This window comes from Longimicrobiales bacterium (assembly GCA_029245345.1).
Classification (GTDB): domain Bacteria; phylum Gemmatimonadota; class Gemmatimonadetes; order Longimicrobiales; family Gaopeijiaceae; genus CALFPJ01.
In genome coordinates this window covers 857,627-871,713 of record JAQWPM010000012.1, presented here as the reverse complement: position 1 = coordinate 871,713, position 14,087 = coordinate 857,627, and the positions used below count along the sequence as shown (strand labels likewise).

Here is a 14,087-nt window from a genome sequence, read left to right as displayed (position 1 = left end):
ACCCTTGATCCAGCTAGTGATGCAGTTGTAGAAGAACACCAACTGGAAGGCGAGCATGACCAACAGGGCGATCGTCGCTATCTGGCGGAGCTGATACATCTCCGGTCCGGCCAGCTCAGGAAAGTGCTGATAGTTGTAGATGCGGCGATGCTGTCCGCCCATCCCAAGCACGAAGAGCGGGATAAAGATGAAGTTGAACGGAATCACCGTGCCCCAGAAGTGAATCTTGCCGAGGCGCTCATCCATCATTTTTCCGAACATCTTCGGGAACCAGTACGTGAATGCCGCGAACGACCCAATAATTGCAATCGGGAAGAACGTGTAGTGGAAGTGAGCAAGTACGAAGTACGTGTCGTGGAAGTAGATGTCCGCGCCACTCGCACCCAAGAAAATCCCTGTCACACCACCAATCAGGAACTCAGCCATGAAGGCAAGTGCCCAAAGCATTGGAGTCGTCAGCCGGATCGAGCCGCCATACAGCGTGGCTATGATCACGAACAACAACTCAGCGATGGGAACCGAAATCAGGAGCGTCGTGACCGTAAAGACGTTCGCCATGCGCGGATCGATTCCGGCGACGAACTGGTGGTGAGCCCATACGAAGAAGCTCAGCACACCGGTCGCGACCGTCGTGTAGAGCATCATCTTGTATCCGAAGACCTTCTTCCTCGCGAAGGTCGCGATGATGTCGATCGTGATGCCGATCGCTGGGAGAAGCACCACGTAGACTTCGGGGTGACCGAAGAACCAGAAGAGGTGCTGCCACAGAATCGGGTCACCGCCGCGTGCCGGGTCGTAGAAGCCCGTCCCGAGCGTCTGGTCGAAGAGCAGCATCACAGCACCGGCGATGAGCGGCCCAACCGAAAGCATGAAGAGAATGCTGGCAATCACGATCATCCACGCGACGAGCGGGATGTCGTAAGCCTTCATTCCAGGCGCCCGGGAATTCATCAAGGTGGTAATGAAGTTGATACCACCTAACAGAAACGCGACGAATTCGAGCGCCACGGCTATGAGCCACAACGAAGAGCCGAGTTGTGTCTGGTTGTACGCCCCGACCGCGGATAACGGTGGATAAGAGGTCCACGCACCGCCGAAACCACCGCCCTGAACGAAGAGCGAGCCCAGCAGCACCAGCGCACTGAGCAGGAAGATCTGATAGGAGAGGCGATTGATGCGCGGGAAGACCATGTCGTCCGCGCCGATCATGAGCGGGATCAGGTAGTTCCCGAAGGCGGCGACAAGTACTGGCATCGCCACCCAGAAGATCATGATCGTGCCGTGATTGGTGACCAGAGCGTTGTACTCACCCGGCGAGACCTGGCCGAAGCCAGGTACGCTGATGCCCGGGAAGGCCAACTGCATCCGGAACACATAAGCCATGAAGCCACCGATCACCGCCATGAACATGCCGGTGAAGAGGTACTGCATAGCAATAACTTTGTGGTCCGTCGACCAGAGATACTTCAGGATCCCCTGGGGACCATGATGGCCGGCGTGCGCGTCATGCTCATCGTGCTGTACAGCGACCGCAGTGTCTGACATCTAAATTGTCCTCGGCCTACGGGGTCGTCGAAACGGAGTTCGCGGCGACCCAAGCTGCATGCTGGTTCGCATCTCCGATGGAGATCCGAGAAGCCATCACGCCGTGGCCAATCCCGCAGATCTCTGCACACTGAATGTCGTACTCGCCTGTCACGGTCGCGTTGAACCAACCTGTGATCGACCGGCCCGGTACCGCGTCCTGTTTGATGCGGAAGATCGGCACCGAGAACGAATGCAGTACGTCACGGGACTCGAGTTTGAAGTGATAGTTCTTGTCCACTTCTATGTGGAGCTCACCGACCGTGAAAATGTCGTCCGCCGTGTCAAGCTCGTTGTCCAAGCCAGGATGCTGAAACGTCCACGCCCACTGCTGGCCAGTGATTCGAATCGTGCTGTCCGCGACTGGGAGCTGCTGCTTCACGTCCATCCACACCATGATGGAGAAGATCACGATGAAGACATCACAAACGAGGACCAGCCCGTGCGGCCACGTGATCCACTTCTTCACATGATTCTCGGTGCCGTCCAAGTATTGCGACTTCTGGCCTTCCTTCGCCCGGAACTTCCAAATGAGCCAGAAGAACATGATCTCGGCAGCAAAGAACCAGAATCCGACCAGCACCCCCATCAGTAGGATCAGGTTGTCGATGTCTGCGGCGTAGGTCGAGCCCTGAATGATATCGATCATGGCTTATCCCATCCTCGTCATGAGGATGATGCCAAGCGCTGCCGCGCAGAAAAGCACTGTGCTGATCACCGTGATCTTGAAGGTCTTCCAAGCATCGATGAGCGCTGGGTTCTCATCGTCCGGTCCAGGACCCTGTACTCCGTCGGGGATGGGCGTCATATCAGTCATGAATGGCCTCCGCTCAGCGTAGTGTCTGGACATAAGCGATGACATCCACCATCGCCTGGTCGTCGAGTGCGAGCGAGTTGATGCGCATCTGACCGCCCCATGTGTCCGCAGGGTTGGCGCCACGAGCACCGGACTTGAAGTTCTGCAGTTCCTGAACGAGGTACCAATCGTTCAGCTGCACGAGGGGAGGGGACCGCAAGAGTTCGTTGCCGAGTCCATCCTCACCGTGACAGGCGACGCACACCGAAGCGTAGCGCTCTGCACCCGCCCCCGCGTTACCGCTCAGAGTGCTCTCAGGGAAGGAACCCTCGAGGCTCGCCACATATTCAGCGACGGAGGGAACGTCCCCGTCACGCGTCAGCGAGATCGCCATGGGCCGCATGCGCAGCGCAGGAAGGTCATCGACATGTTTGCCGCGGAAGCCGGCCTTGAAAGACTCGAGCTGAGCCTCCAGGTACCATTGAGGGAGTCCGGCGATAGCCGGAGCGTCGATATCCGCGTTGCCTTCGCCCATGTCTCCGTGGCACGGCGCGCACGTGTCGAACAGCTCTTCGCCACGGGCTATGCCCACGGGAGGAGGGGTCGCATCGCACGCAGCCACGAGAACGCCGAGCAGCAGCGCTAGGGTGAATCGCATGTTTTTGAGTCGAGCCATCATGACTTGGCTGGGGATAGTGGAATCGCCTCGTCGATCAACATGATCGGAATGTCGTCGCGCACAGGGTAAAGCCAGTCACCGTCTTCACGCACGAGCCCCTCGGCAACAGCCTCGGTAACCTGGTCTCCTGCACGGTTCGAAACGGAACCCTGGGAGATCGAAACGTTGAGCTGTGCGAGCAAGGTCGCGCCTGCAACACAAACCGGTTGCTTGGTTTCAGGACACACGAGGATGTCCAGCAGCTGTTGTTCGACCATCAGTGATGCTACTCCGTCTCAGACCCGCCCCCCGCGAGGGAGCACACAGCGAACCGATTGTCTCAGTCAATCCAGCGGGGTGGGACGTCCCCCCTGGGAACAGATGTGAGGCCGCCTAAGTTACACTTGTCTGTGTCTGAACGGGAAGGCCCAAAACGAATGTCGAGGCAACCATTGAAACGAACGATTCCTGATCCGATTTCGACGGTTCTTAGCAGCATAGGGCGCTCGCTCGCCGTTGCCATCTCGTGCCTGGTGGCAGTATCGGCGTGCAGCCCAGCTGACAGTGAGGCGCGAGTCGCCACTGCGGGGTCGGGAACCCCTTCGGAAACACCGGTGGCACCCTCGGCCCCTTCAGCACCGCCCGCTGGCCACGCGTGGGTCATCTTCGGCGCAGACACCGTTCTAGCTGAGGTAGCCGCGACCCCCGAAGAACGGGCGGCGGGATTGATGTACCGAGACGAACTCGCCGAGGACGCCGGCATGCTCTTCGTCTTCCAGCAGCCCGCTATCCAGTCATTCTGGATGGCCAATACCTACATCCCGCTCGACATCGCCTATATGGACTCGTCCTACCGGATCACGGACATCCTGCAGATGGAGCCGCTGGACACTGGTTCGTACCCCAGCACGAAGCCGGTACTGTTCGCACTCGAGGTCATCGAGGGTTGGTTCGAAGAGATGGATATTCCCGTAGGGACTCAGGCCGACATCGTCTTCGGGGTGCAAGGCCGGCGCTGAGGGGGCGACCGCTCTCAGGCTACAGACGCCCTGAGCACACTCATCAACGCCTCGATATCAGCCTCGTCGTTGTAGACGTTGGGCGAGAGACGAAGAGCCGTTCCGCGAAGCGAAGCGGAGATATTTCGTTCGGCAAGCGCACTCTTCAGCGCGGCCAAGTCCAACCCCTCGGGCATTCTGAGTCCGAACAGATGACTGCCGCGGTAGGCCGCGTCCTCCACCGAGAAGCCCAGGTCCTCAGCTTCGGCGAGGAGTCCGCTTGTCAGTTCAGCGCAATAGTCCTGAATGCGCTCGGGGCGCCATTCGAGGAGTAGCTCGATGCTCGTAGCCGCGATGGGCGCCTGAAAAAAATTGGACCTCTCCGCCATGTCATAACGGATCGCGCCCGGCTGGTAGGCGTCCTGGTAGTCGACGAGGTGCTGGAAATCGTCGCTCTTGTCGCGGGCGATCCACGTCTCCTCGAGCGGGATCCCGTCGTCGAAGCGTTCCCCGAAATAGGACAGAGCGAAGGAATACGGCCCAAGCAACCACTTATAGGCCGCACAGATGAGGACGTCCGGCTGGACCTCCTCCACGTCGAAAGGCATGGCGCCCAACGACTGTGTTCCGTCCACGACTAGGACCGCGCCGACCTCACGGCACCGCCGGCCTACCTCCTCCAGGTCGAATCGCGTTCCATCTGTCCAATGCACGTGCGGCACGGCCACGACAACTGTCGCCGAATCGATCGACGCGAGGAGAGCCTCGTTCCAGCCCGCGCCTCTCCCGGGTCCCTCGGGGGGAGTCGCTACGCGTAGCTCCGCGCCGGACTCGCTGGCGAGCCTTCGCCACGAGTAGACGTTCCCAGGGAACTGCTCGTGCGTCATCACAATGTTCTGGCCAGGTGCGACAGAAATGTTCTTCGCCGCGCATGCTACGCCGTACGAGACCCCGGGTTGAATCGCGATCCGCTGCGGGTCCTTCACGTTCACCAGCTTCGCGAACAGCCTCCGGAGCTCGTCCGTGGCCCAAAAATCACCCGGCGGGACGATGCGGGTCGGAACGCGCTTCTTGGCCAACGCATCCACACCCGCCTGCTCGGAAGCGGTGGGCAGAGGCCCCATGTACGCACAATTCAGATAGTGCTCTTCACGCGGCAATCCGAAGGCGTGCCGTTGGCACTCTAGAGGTGGGGTCATGGCGCGTCAGACCTCCCGGTCTGGGTCACGGGCTATGAAGGCCACATAGGCGATCAGCCCGAAGAAGCCGACGCCGACCACGACCAAGATGACGATCTCGAGTGTTTGCATCCTTGGATACTAACCAGGGCCGCAAACACGATATAGGTGCAGGCCCACCGACAATGGGTGGTGCGCTACCGCTCCGGGCAGGGCTCGTAGATACCGAGGCTTTCAATCTCTTGTTTGAGTTCCGCGAGGATGTCCGAGGGGGGATCCGAGTCTCTGTTCTCAATCCACTCTCCGCACTTTTCCCCGTCTGCGAGCGAGCCCATATAGCGGATTCGCCCGTTCTCGTGATAGACGATGATGTCGCCGTTCCACATGCCGTTCACGAGGTCACCGCGGAGCTGCACCTCCCTGGGATCGTCCTCGAATACCCGTTCGACCCGCCCCGTAAACGGCTCGAGCGTCTCTGCATCCATATAGATGCTGTCTTGCAGGACGAGTTCGTCCAGGGGTACGACTTGGCGGACGACGTCAGAGCAGCCGCTCAGGAGCAGAGAGATAAGAAGAAGGGCGCGATACATGGAGTGGGGATATGTGAGAGTCGATCCTCACTGCTACCGCGATTCGGGGGCCAAGGTTCGCCGAAGTCGCGGTTTCGTCGAAGACGGCGGCCAGCCGTTTGCCGCCCCACCACACGGCGGCCACGTTTAGCCCGCCTGTGGCGACTAAGAACAACCGCCCGACCGTCGCGGGCGGATAGCCTCTCAACCCGCCGGTACCTCATGCGCCCGACCAGCCGTTCACCCCTGTTCTTCGTCGCCTCGGCACTCCTCCTGCACCTCGCGGCGGCCCCCCTCCGGGCCCAGTCCCGGATAGCGACTCCAATCGTCCAGTCCGACCTCGCGAGGGGCTCCACCGAGGCTCGCCCCCTTACGCTGAGAGACGCGTCTCGCGACGACCGCTGGCTTGGCCTGGGCGTAAGCGACGTACGCTGGGCTCCAGACGGGTCCGGTGCGTATTTCCGCTGGAACGAGCGGCCGCAAGTCGGAGAGCTCCCTCAGAATGACCCTTGGTTCTTTGCCGATGCTTCAGGAGAATGGGTCACATCGCTCTCTCGCGGGGAGTGGGGCGAGGTCCCGAGCGCGGAACAGCGCTGGAACGCCTCAGCGACCGCAGCAACCTGGATTTCGGGCGATGGTCTGTGGCTCTACGACGCCGAGCGAGGGACCCGCCGGGTTGTGGCGATGGGGCAGGCCATACGCCGCCCTCGGTTCGCGTCAGGCGGGGACGCGGTCCACTTCGAGTCACAGGACGCCCTCTACCGGTACGACACAGGTGACGGTGCGCTGACCGTGTTGGCGAATCGGGTGGTGCGCGACACAGACGCCGGATCGGACGCTGCCGCTTGGCTGGCGGAGGAGCAACGTGAGCTCTTTGGCGTTGTGCGGGATCGTCAGGAGACTCGGCGCGGAGTCGAAGCCGCGCTCCGGTCCACGGGTCCGGCCAGGCCACAGGCCATTCCACTTCCCGAGTCGGCCCGCGTGGACGACATCCGACTCTCCCCAGGCGGAGCGTGGATCACCTTCCGCGCGACTTGGCCAGCAGAGGACCGCCCGCCGACTCAATACGTCGACTTCGTCTCCGAGTCTGGATACTCGGAGGTCAACAGCGCACGCTCAAAGGCCGGTGAACCGCGTGATCTGATTCGCTTGGGTGTGGTAGCAGTAGACCCGCTCGTCCCCACAGACAGCGTCGAAGTCCGCTGGATCGACCTCGACGAAGCCGGTGACGGGAAGACACTCCCGCACGGACCCGTCTGGAACACGAACGGCACGCGAGCGGTCGCTCAATTCATAGGCGAGGACCACGAGGATATGTGGATCGCCGAGATCGACCTGCCCTCAGCAAGCGCTCGCGTACTCACTCACGACCACGACGACGCGTGGATCGGCGGCCCACCCATTCAGGCAAACTACCTGCAACCGGCGCTGATGGAGTGGCTACCGGGCGGTGAGTTGGTCTTCGCGTCGGAGCGCAGCGGCTGGAGTCATCTCTATCTACTAGACGAGGATGGCGCGGTGCGCGCCCTCACGGAGGGCGCGTGGGAGGTCCGCAGCGCCCAGCTGTCTCCGGACCGGGCCAACTGGCTGCTCCAGACGAGCCGTGAACACCCATCGGAAGATCACCTCTACAGGATGCCTGCGACCGGCGGCCACATGGAGCGCCTCACCTCGGAAGCCGGTCGGCACGAGGGCTGGTGGTCACCGGACGGACAACGCCTCGCCGTGATCAGCAGCGAGAGCGTTCAGCTTCCAGACCTCTACGTGCGAGACGCCGAACCCGGTGCCGACGCCCAGCGTGTCTCAGTCAGTGGAGCCGATGCCTACTACCAGCACCCGCTCACCCGTCCGGAGATCGTGGAGTTCGAACATCCAGACGGCGGGCCGTTGTGGGCTTCGCTCTTCCGACCGGAGAAGCCGAACGCGGAACGAGCGGCGATCGTGCATATCCATGGCGGCGGATACCGGCAGTTCGCTCACCGTGGATACAGCGTGTACGGCTACGCGACCCACCTCGGCTTCATCAACTACATGCTCGAGCAGGGCTACACCGTGCTCGACTTCGACTATCGAGGGAGCGCAGGGTACGGCAGCGACTACCGCACGGACATCGCGGACGCCATGGGGATCTCAGACACAGACGGTGCGGTCGCAGGGGCCCGGTGGCTCGCCGCCAACGAAGGCGTGGACCCTGATCGGATCGGCATCTACGGCGTCTCGTATGGTGGCTTCCTAACCCTGACTTCTCTCTTCCGATACCCGGGTGTATTCAACGCCGGAGTGGCTCGCGCGGCTGTTACGGACTGGGCGCACTACAGCGACGGCTGGACCAGCAGGATCCTAGGCGTGCCGGCAGAGAACCCGGAGGCGTATCGACTTTCGAGTCCTATCTACTACGCCGAAGGGTTGGAAGACCCACTCTTGATCACCCACGGACTCATGGACGACAATGTTCACTTCCAGGACGCAGCACGTCTGGTGCAGCGCCTCATTGAGCTAGAGAAGGACTTCGAGGTGATGTACTTCCCGGTGGAGCCACACACCGTGGAGACTGAGGCGAGCCGGTATGACCTCGTGCGCAGGCAGGCGGCGTTCTTCGATGAGCACTTGAGAGGGATTCGCCGGTAGGCCCAAAAAAACCTGGCCAGCCTAACCCGCCAGCACTACACTGCCCTCTCTTGTCATAGCAGTACCTGAACAGCTGCACCCCAGAGAGACCGACATGACCACCATGACCCATCGCTCCAGACTGACCGCCCTCCTCGCTGCCGTCGCCCTCGCATCATGTGGTGGCGGGGACGCTGCGGACTCCAGCGCCGAAGCCGAAGCCCAGCTCGTCGAGCGCGCACGTGGCATCCACGAGCGTGTGATCACACTCGACACACACGACGACATTAGCGTGGCCAACTTCACGGCTGAGCGGAACTACACGATGGACCTCGGCAATCAGGTGAACTTGCCGAAGATGGAGGCCGGGGGCCTCGATGTGTCCTGGATGGTCGTCTACACGGGCCAGGGAGATCTCGACCAAGCAGGCTTCGACGCCGCGTATGCCAACGCGATCGAGAAGTTCGACGCGATCCACCGTCTGACCGAAGAGATCGCTCCGGACCGGATCGGCCTCGCGCTCACGTCGGACGACGTGCGCCGGCTGAACGCCGAGGGCAAAAAGATCGCCATGATCGGGATCGAGAACGGCTACCCCGTCGGCATGGACATCAGTCGGGTGCAGGAATTCGCTGAGCGTGGTGGACGCTACATGTCGCTTGCGCACAACGGCCACTCGCAGCTCTCCGATTCCAACACCGGCGAGCGTGACGACGTCTGGCTCCACGGTGGCCTGAGCGACCTGGGTCGTGAAGTCATCGCGGAGATGAACAAGTGGGGCATCATGATCGATCTCTCACATCCGTCGAAGGAAGCGAACCTCGAGATGATGGAGCTGTCGCGTGCCCCGGTGATCGGGTCGCACTCGGCTGCACGCTCGCTCGGCGACGTGAGCCGGAGCATGGACGACGAGTTGCTGATGGCACTCAAAGAGAACGGCGGCGTGATCCAGACGGTAGCGTTCTCGAGCTACCTGCTCCCTGAGAAGAACGCTTCGCACCGCGAGGCGCTGGGCGCGCTGGAGGCCTCCGTCGCCGCCGAAATGGGCTTTGAGGTCGTCGGGCGACGCGAGCAGTTCGGGATGAGTGAGGAAGAGAGGGCTGCTTACCAGGAGGCGTTTGCCCCCGTCGCTGCTGCCGTGGAGTCCCGCATGGAAGCCGAGGTCAACGCGGTTGCTCCTCCGGTCGACGTCGCGGACCTCGTGGACAACATCGACTACATGGTGAACCTCATCGGCCTCGAGCACGTCGGTATCAGCTCCGACTTCGATGGAGGTGGTGGCGTCAGCGGCTGGAACGATGCGGCGGAGACGTTCAACGTCACGCTCGAGCTGGTTCGCCGCGGCTACTCCGAGGATGAGATCGGGATGCTGTGGAGCGGCAACCTGCTTCGGGTGCTCGACGAGGTGCAGGCGCTAGCGGCGGAGATTCAGGCCGGCGGCTGATCGCTATCGGTCGGTAGCAACCGCGCTTCTGCGCGACGACCCCGAGGCTCACCGACAGGTGGGTCTCGGGGTCGTCTTATGGGCCAAGCCCGATCGGCATTAACGGGCGTTCGCGAACGCCCCTGCTGTTCGGGAGGCCGCGGCTCTGAGTCGCGAAGCTTCGCTCCCCTCCAAGTTGAGGTTCGTCATCGCGGCTACTGCGACCCCTCGCTCCGGAATGAGCAAACAAACACGCCGACTACAACCGCCAGAGTGATGCTGCTCAGGCCGAGCACTGTGATGGCTCAGCGAAGCCATGTCTCTATGATGAAAGAGCCATATTGAGCCAGTCCAGCGAAACTCGCGCCCACTCTCGCTGTACAAACTGCGAGATCCCAACCACTTGTCAGCGACCTTCGAGCCTTCCGTGTCTTAATGCGGTACAGCCGGATCAATCACGACGGAGTTCATAGATGCGCCTCTCCCGCTTCCTGACCGCTACAGCGTTCGCCGCCCTTCTGCTCCCCGCAGCAGCCGAGGCACAGCGCCGGATCCCCGACCCTCAGATTCCGCCGCCCAGCATCACGGAATACACCCCGCGGAACACCTTGGTTGTGCCCGAGCACCCGGTGCCGAGCGCTAAATTCCCGGTCGTCGATATGCACGGGCACCCGCCTACGCTCGACAACCCCGAGAACATCGCGACCGTATTGGCTGCAATGGACGAGTTGAACCTCGGCGTCATGATCCAGACCCGCGGAAGCTCGGGTGAACGTCTTACCAACCAGATCAACGCGGTGAAAGCAGCGGGGCTCGAACACCGATTCGCGTTCTTCACTACCCTCGACCTCCGCGATGTGGCGCCGGGTTCGGGAGCGAAGATCGCCGCACAGCTCGAGGCGGACGTGGCAGCAGGAGCGGTCGGCATCGGTGAGCTGAACAAAGGCTTCGGGCTCTTCACCATGAAAGCCGACGGTACTCGTCTGACCCTAGACGAACCGGAGTTGGACATCGTGTGGCAGACGGCGGGACGCCTCGGCATTCCGGTTTTTGTCCACACAGGTGACCCAGCAGAGTTCTTCGAGCCCCACGATATGGAGAACGAACGTTGGCTCGAGCAGTCGATTTATCCTCAGCGTCAGCTCAACGACCAGGCGCGCTTCCCCACGTTCGACGAGTTGATGGCCGAACGCGATCGGATGATCGAGCGGAATCCCGGCACGACGTGGATCATTGCCCACATGAGCTGGTACGGGAACGACCTCGGACGCCTTGGCGAGCTATTCGACAAATACCCGAATACGGTCGGCGAGCTCGGCGCGGTCCTTTACGACTTCGGCCGCCAGCCCCGGTTCGCACGCGAGTTCTTCGAGAAGTACTCGGACCGGATCCTCTTCGGGAAGGACTCATTCCAGCCCGCCGAGTACCCTTACTACTGGCGCGTCTTCGAGACCAACGACGAGTACTTCGACTACTACCGTGACTACCACGCCTTCTGGAAGCTCTACGGCATGGGACTCTCCGACGACCTGCTGCGGAAGGTCTACTACCAGAACGCAGTGAATGTCATTCCGGGGCTGCCAACGGAGGCGTTGCCTGGGAACTAGCCCGCCAGTTCAGCCGATGCCCAGGCGCCGCCGCGACCACATGGGTCGCGGCGGCGTTTTCTTTGCACCATGCGAAGTGAAGAGGGACACCATAGAGTGACGGTCAGTCACACCACTCATCGTCGGATCCTGCACATGCGTTCGATATCCTTAGCAGGCCTTTGCCTGCTCCTCGTGGCCTGCGACCCCATCCCCCCCGCGCCCGGTAGCCTCACACTGCTGGTAGCTGGAGGGACGATCATCGACGGAACGGGCTCCGAGGGGATCGTCGGCGACGTAGGTATGATCGGCGACAGGATCGCATGGGTCGGTGAGTCTGGCCAAGCCGTCGCCCCTGACACGATCGACGCAAATGGTCTGGTCGTTGCTCCGGGCTTCATCGACGTGCATAGCCACACGTCCCCGCAGATCGCCCGGGAAGAATTCAAGCTGAACGAAGGGGTTGCCAGGCAGGGTGTCACCACCGTGATCGGTGGACCGGACGGGTACTTCACCCCGGATGTACTACGCCGCCTCATCGCTGCACACGACTCGCTCGGCATCGGGACGAATGTCGGGTACTACGTGGGCCACAATGGCATCCGCGGCGAGGTCATGGGTGACGACCAGCAGCGCGCCCCGACCGACGACGAACTCGCCGTCATGCGCTCCGAGGTGCGCCGAGGCATGGAGCTCGGCGCTCTCGGCCTCAGCACCGGACTCATGTACGACCCCGGCATGTTCAGTCAAACCGATGAAATCATCGCGATGGCCAAAGAGGTCGAGCCCTTCGGTGGCATCTATGACTCTCATGTCCGTAACCCGGTACACGCCTTCCGTGACTCTGATCAAGAAGTCATCACGATCGCCGAGTCGGCGGGAATCGGCGGAAAGATCGGGCACATCAAGGGTGTCGGGCTCCAGAATGAAGGAGTGATCAACGACATCATCGCGCTCGTGGAGCAGGCGCGGGACCGCGGCTCGAATATCGTGTCCGACCAATACCCGTACGACGGCGCCGCCACGGCGGACATCGGCGGCATTGTGGTCGTTCCACCTGGCATGACAGGCGTCGAGACGATGCAGATGCTGATGACAGGGCGAGCGGAGCCGACACCAGAAATGATCGCGACCGCGCAGGCCGAGCTAGCGGCCGCGGCAGCGGACCCCGCCAAGTGGACTGCCCTTAAGGCAGCCAGTGAAAACGGTGTAGACGGTGGCTTCGCGTGGCTCAAGGCCACTGGCTACACGAGCATGCGCATCGTGAGCGCACCGGACCAACCGGAGATCGTCGGTCGTTACCTGTCTGAGATCGCGGAGACCGAAGGTAAGGATCCCTTCCGAGTAGTCACCGACCTTCTCGCCACAGGCTCGCCCATCAACCTCACACTGGGTGCCATCAAGGAACCGGACGTGCGGGCGATCATGGTGCAGCCGTGGAACATGATCGCGAGCGACGGTGCTTGGGCGGACGGATCGGACTCTCCCGAGGGACACCCCCGAAGCGCCGGCACCTTCGCGAGACTGCTCGGTCACTATGTCCGCGAAGAAGGTGTTCTCTCACTCGAAGAAGCCGTACGAAAGATCACGTCGCTCCCGGCGGACTTCCTCGGCCTGGAAGGCCGCGGCCGGATCCGCGCTGGTAACACCGCAGACCTCGCCATCTTCGATCCTGAGACCATCATCGACAGATCGGACTGGGACTATCCGAACCGCTTTGCCGTGGGCGTCGAGCACGTGCTCGTCAACGGAGCCCGGGTACTATCTGATGGCGAAATGACGGGTGCTGCGCCTGGACGGGTGATCCGTCGCGGAGGGAGCTAAGGCGATCCTCCGCCCGCGCCGCGCAGATACACGACCACGACCCCGGCAGTGGCGCCGGTCCCGTACAAGGTTGTCGCATTGATCGGGTCCATGATCACGAAACTCTGAATCTCTTCGGGCGCGTAATGCGCCAGCGTCTCTGGTGCCACGAACACATTGTTGATGAGCACCTGGGCGCATCCGGCGCTCAGCCGGATGATGATGCAGCGGTAGCCATCCGAGTCTTCGGTGATGTGAGACACTTTGCCGGACCAACGCAGCACATCAGCAATGTGGGCGGCACTGGAAACGTGCTTCTGGAAGTCCGCACGATCCCAATGAAAGCTGTTCGAGATATCTGCCAACCGCATCGCCTCATCGCGGACACGAGCGTCGACGCGGATGTCGATGCCGTCCAACTCAAATGGCCTCGCGGACAACAGAAATTCGAGGTCGATATCCGGCAGGTCCGGTGAGCCGATAGGGATCGTGAGCGAGTCGTAGCTGAAGTGTCGGATGACCAACGTGTCGGGACCACGCACATCCAGTTCGCCGAACGAAAAGCGCCCGTCAACGTCAGTGATCCGGCGCTCGCCGGCCACCGTGAGAAAGACCTCAGCGCCCGGAATGGCCTTTTCTGATGACGAATCGAGGACCGTGCCCTCCAAATAGCCTTCGGGGAGGTCGTTAGGCACTCCCGCTACAAGCGCGCTGGCCATCACGAAGACGGACGGACGCAGGAACGTTCGGATTGATGGACTCATAACTGCGTGTACGCCGCAGGGGTGTGGGTGCTTTCAGCTTGTCCCTTAATACTAGGGATCCTACCCTGCCATCACACCACTCTCGTCCCAAGTGGGTGCACCACAGCACCCCACCACGCAG

Annotated in this window: 13 protein-coding genes; 5 read left to right on the top strand and 8 right to left on the bottom strand. The window is 61.7% G+C overall.

Annotated elements, in window-relative coordinates:
* The 5 genes from P8L30_07010 to P8L30_06990 form a co-directional block, all read right to left on the bottom strand.
* A partial coding sequence (locus P8L30_07010; GenBank protein MDG2239935.1) for a cbb3-type cytochrome c oxidase subunit I occupies nt 1-1,545 on the bottom strand: 1,545 nt, incomplete at its 3' end.
* A gap of 16 nt (nt 1,546-1,561) precedes the next feature.
* Entirely contained in the window at nt 1,562-2,233 is a 672-nt protein-coding gene (locus tag P8L30_07005; GenBank protein MDG2239934.1) for a hypothetical protein, read from the bottom strand.
* Nucleotides 2,234-2,236: 3 nt separating this feature from the next.
* Nucleotides 2,237-2,401: a hypothetical protein gene (locus tag P8L30_07000; GenBank protein MDG2239933.1), complete on the bottom strand. Its 165-nt coding sequence runs from the start codon at nt 2,399-2,401 to the stop codon at nt 2,237-2,239.
* Nucleotides 2,402-2,414: 13 nt separating this feature from the next.
* Nucleotides 2,415-3,059 (bottom strand): c-type cytochrome, encoded by a 645-nt coding sequence (locus tag P8L30_06995; GenBank protein ID MDG2239932.1) that lies wholly within the window; start codon nt 3,057-3,059, stop codon nt 2,415-2,417.
* Nucleotides 3,056-3,316: a hypothetical protein gene (locus P8L30_06990; GenBank protein ID MDG2239931.1), complete on the bottom strand. Its 261-nt coding sequence runs from the start codon at nt 3,314-3,316 to the stop codon at nt 3,056-3,058. Before P8L30_06990 ends, P8L30_06995 begins: the two co-directional genes overlap by 4 nt.
* Before the next feature lie 336 nt (nt 3,317-3,652).
* On the opposite strand from P8L30_06990, the gene P8L30_06985 reads away from it, so the two are divergent.
* Nucleotides 3,653-4,057 carry a DUF192 domain-containing protein gene (locus P8L30_06985; protein ID MDG2239930.1) on the top strand — a complete coding sequence of 135 codons (405 nt, stop codon included), beginning with the start codon at nt 3,653-3,655 and terminating at the stop codon, nt 4,055-4,057.
* Between the two features lie 14 nt (nt 4,058-4,071).
* Here P8L30_06985 and P8L30_06980 read toward each other — a convergent pair whose 3' ends face one another.
* Both P8L30_06980 and P8L30_06975 read right to left on the bottom strand, forming a co-directional pair.
* Nucleotides 4,072-5,235: an aminotransferase class V-fold PLP-dependent enzyme gene (locus P8L30_06980; protein ID MDG2239929.1), complete on the bottom strand. Its 1,164-nt coding sequence runs from the start codon at nt 5,233-5,235 to the stop codon at nt 4,072-4,074.
* Nucleotides 5,236-5,411: 176 nt separating this feature from the next.
* A complete protein-coding gene (locus tag P8L30_06975) occupies nt 5,412-5,804 on the bottom strand; it encodes a hypothetical protein (protein ID MDG2239928.1) in 393 nt (130 codons plus the stop codon).
* 201 nt (nt 5,805-6,005) lie between these two features.
* Here P8L30_06975 and P8L30_06970 point away from each other — a divergent pair, with 201 nt between their 5' ends.
* The 4 genes from P8L30_06970 (at nt 6,006) to P8L30_06955 (ending at nt 13,223) form a co-directional block, all read left to right on the top strand.
* Complete coding sequence (locus P8L30_06970) at nt 6,006-8,411, top strand: prolyl oligopeptidase family serine peptidase (protein MDG2239927.1); 2,406 nt, start codon at nt 6,006-6,008, stop codon at nt 8,409-8,411.
* A gap of 94 nt (nt 8,412-8,505) precedes the next feature.
* Nucleotides 8,506-9,834 (top strand): membrane dipeptidase, encoded by a 1,329-nt coding sequence (locus P8L30_06965; GenBank protein ID MDG2239926.1) that lies wholly within the window; start codon nt 8,506-8,508, stop codon nt 9,832-9,834.
* A gap of 452 nt (nt 9,835-10,286) precedes the next feature.
* The gene (locus tag P8L30_06960; GenBank protein MDG2239925.1) at nt 10,287-11,420 is read left to right on the top strand and encodes an amidohydrolase family protein; all 1,134 of its coding nucleotides are present in this window, start codon (nt 10,287-10,289) and stop codon (nt 11,418-11,420) included.
* Between the two features lie 135 nt (nt 11,421-11,555).
* Nucleotides 11,556-13,223 (top strand): amidohydrolase family protein, encoded by a 1,668-nt coding sequence (locus tag P8L30_06955; protein ID MDG2239924.1) that lies wholly within the window; start codon nt 11,556-11,558, stop codon nt 13,221-13,223.
* Here the strand turns inward: P8L30_06955 and P8L30_06950 are convergent.
* Nucleotides 13,220-13,966 (bottom strand): carboxypeptidase-like regulatory domain-containing protein, encoded by a 747-nt coding sequence (locus P8L30_06950; GenBank protein MDG2239923.1) that lies wholly within the window; start codon nt 13,964-13,966, stop codon nt 13,220-13,222. The two genes, P8L30_06955 and P8L30_06950, sit on opposite strands and share 4 nt — an antisense overlap.
* Between the last annotated feature and the right edge of the window lie 121 nt (nt 13,967-14,087).

What these genes read in the sequence shown, in the direction of transcription:
- P8L30_06975 (MDG2239928.1), bottom strand. Translation starts at nt 5,804, where the DNA reads ATGTATCGCGCCCTTCTTCTTATCTCTCTGCTCCTGAGCGGCTGCTCT.
- P8L30_07005 (MDG2239934.1), bottom strand. Translation starts at nt 2,233, where the DNA reads ATGATCGATATCATTCAGGGCTCGACCTACGCCGCAGACATCGACAAC.
- P8L30_07000 (MDG2239933.1), bottom strand. Translation starts at nt 2,401, where the DNA reads ATGACTGATATGACGCCCATCCCCGACGGAGTACAGGGTCCTGGACCG.
- P8L30_06970 (MDG2239927.1), top strand. Translation starts at nt 6,006, where the DNA reads ATGCGCCCGACCAGCCGTTCACCCCTGTTCTTCGTCGCCTCGGCACTC.
- P8L30_06980 (MDG2239929.1), bottom strand. Translation starts at nt 5,235, where the DNA reads ATGACCCCACCTCTAGAGTGCCAACGGCACGCCTTCGGATTGCCGCGT.
- P8L30_06950 (MDG2239923.1), bottom strand. Translation starts at nt 13,966, where the DNA reads ATGAGTCCATCAATCCGAACGTTCCTGCGTCCGTCCGTCTTCGTGATG.
- P8L30_06990 (MDG2239931.1), bottom strand. Translation starts at nt 3,316, where the DNA reads ATGGTCGAACAACAGCTGCTGGACATCCTCGTGTGTCCTGAAACCAAG.
- P8L30_06965 (MDG2239926.1), top strand. Translation starts at nt 8,506, where the DNA reads ATGACCACCATGACCCATCGCTCCAGACTGACCGCCCTCCTCGCTGCC.
- P8L30_06955 (MDG2239924.1), top strand. Translation starts at nt 11,556, where the DNA reads ATGCGTTCGATATCCTTAGCAGGCCTTTGCCTGCTCCTCGTGGCCTGC.
- P8L30_06995 (MDG2239932.1), bottom strand. Translation starts at nt 3,059, where the DNA reads ATGATGGCTCGACTCAAAAACATGCGATTCACCCTAGCGCTGCTGCTC.
- P8L30_06960 (MDG2239925.1), top strand. Translation starts at nt 10,287, where the DNA reads ATGCGCCTCTCCCGCTTCCTGACCGCTACAGCGTTCGCCGCCCTTCTG.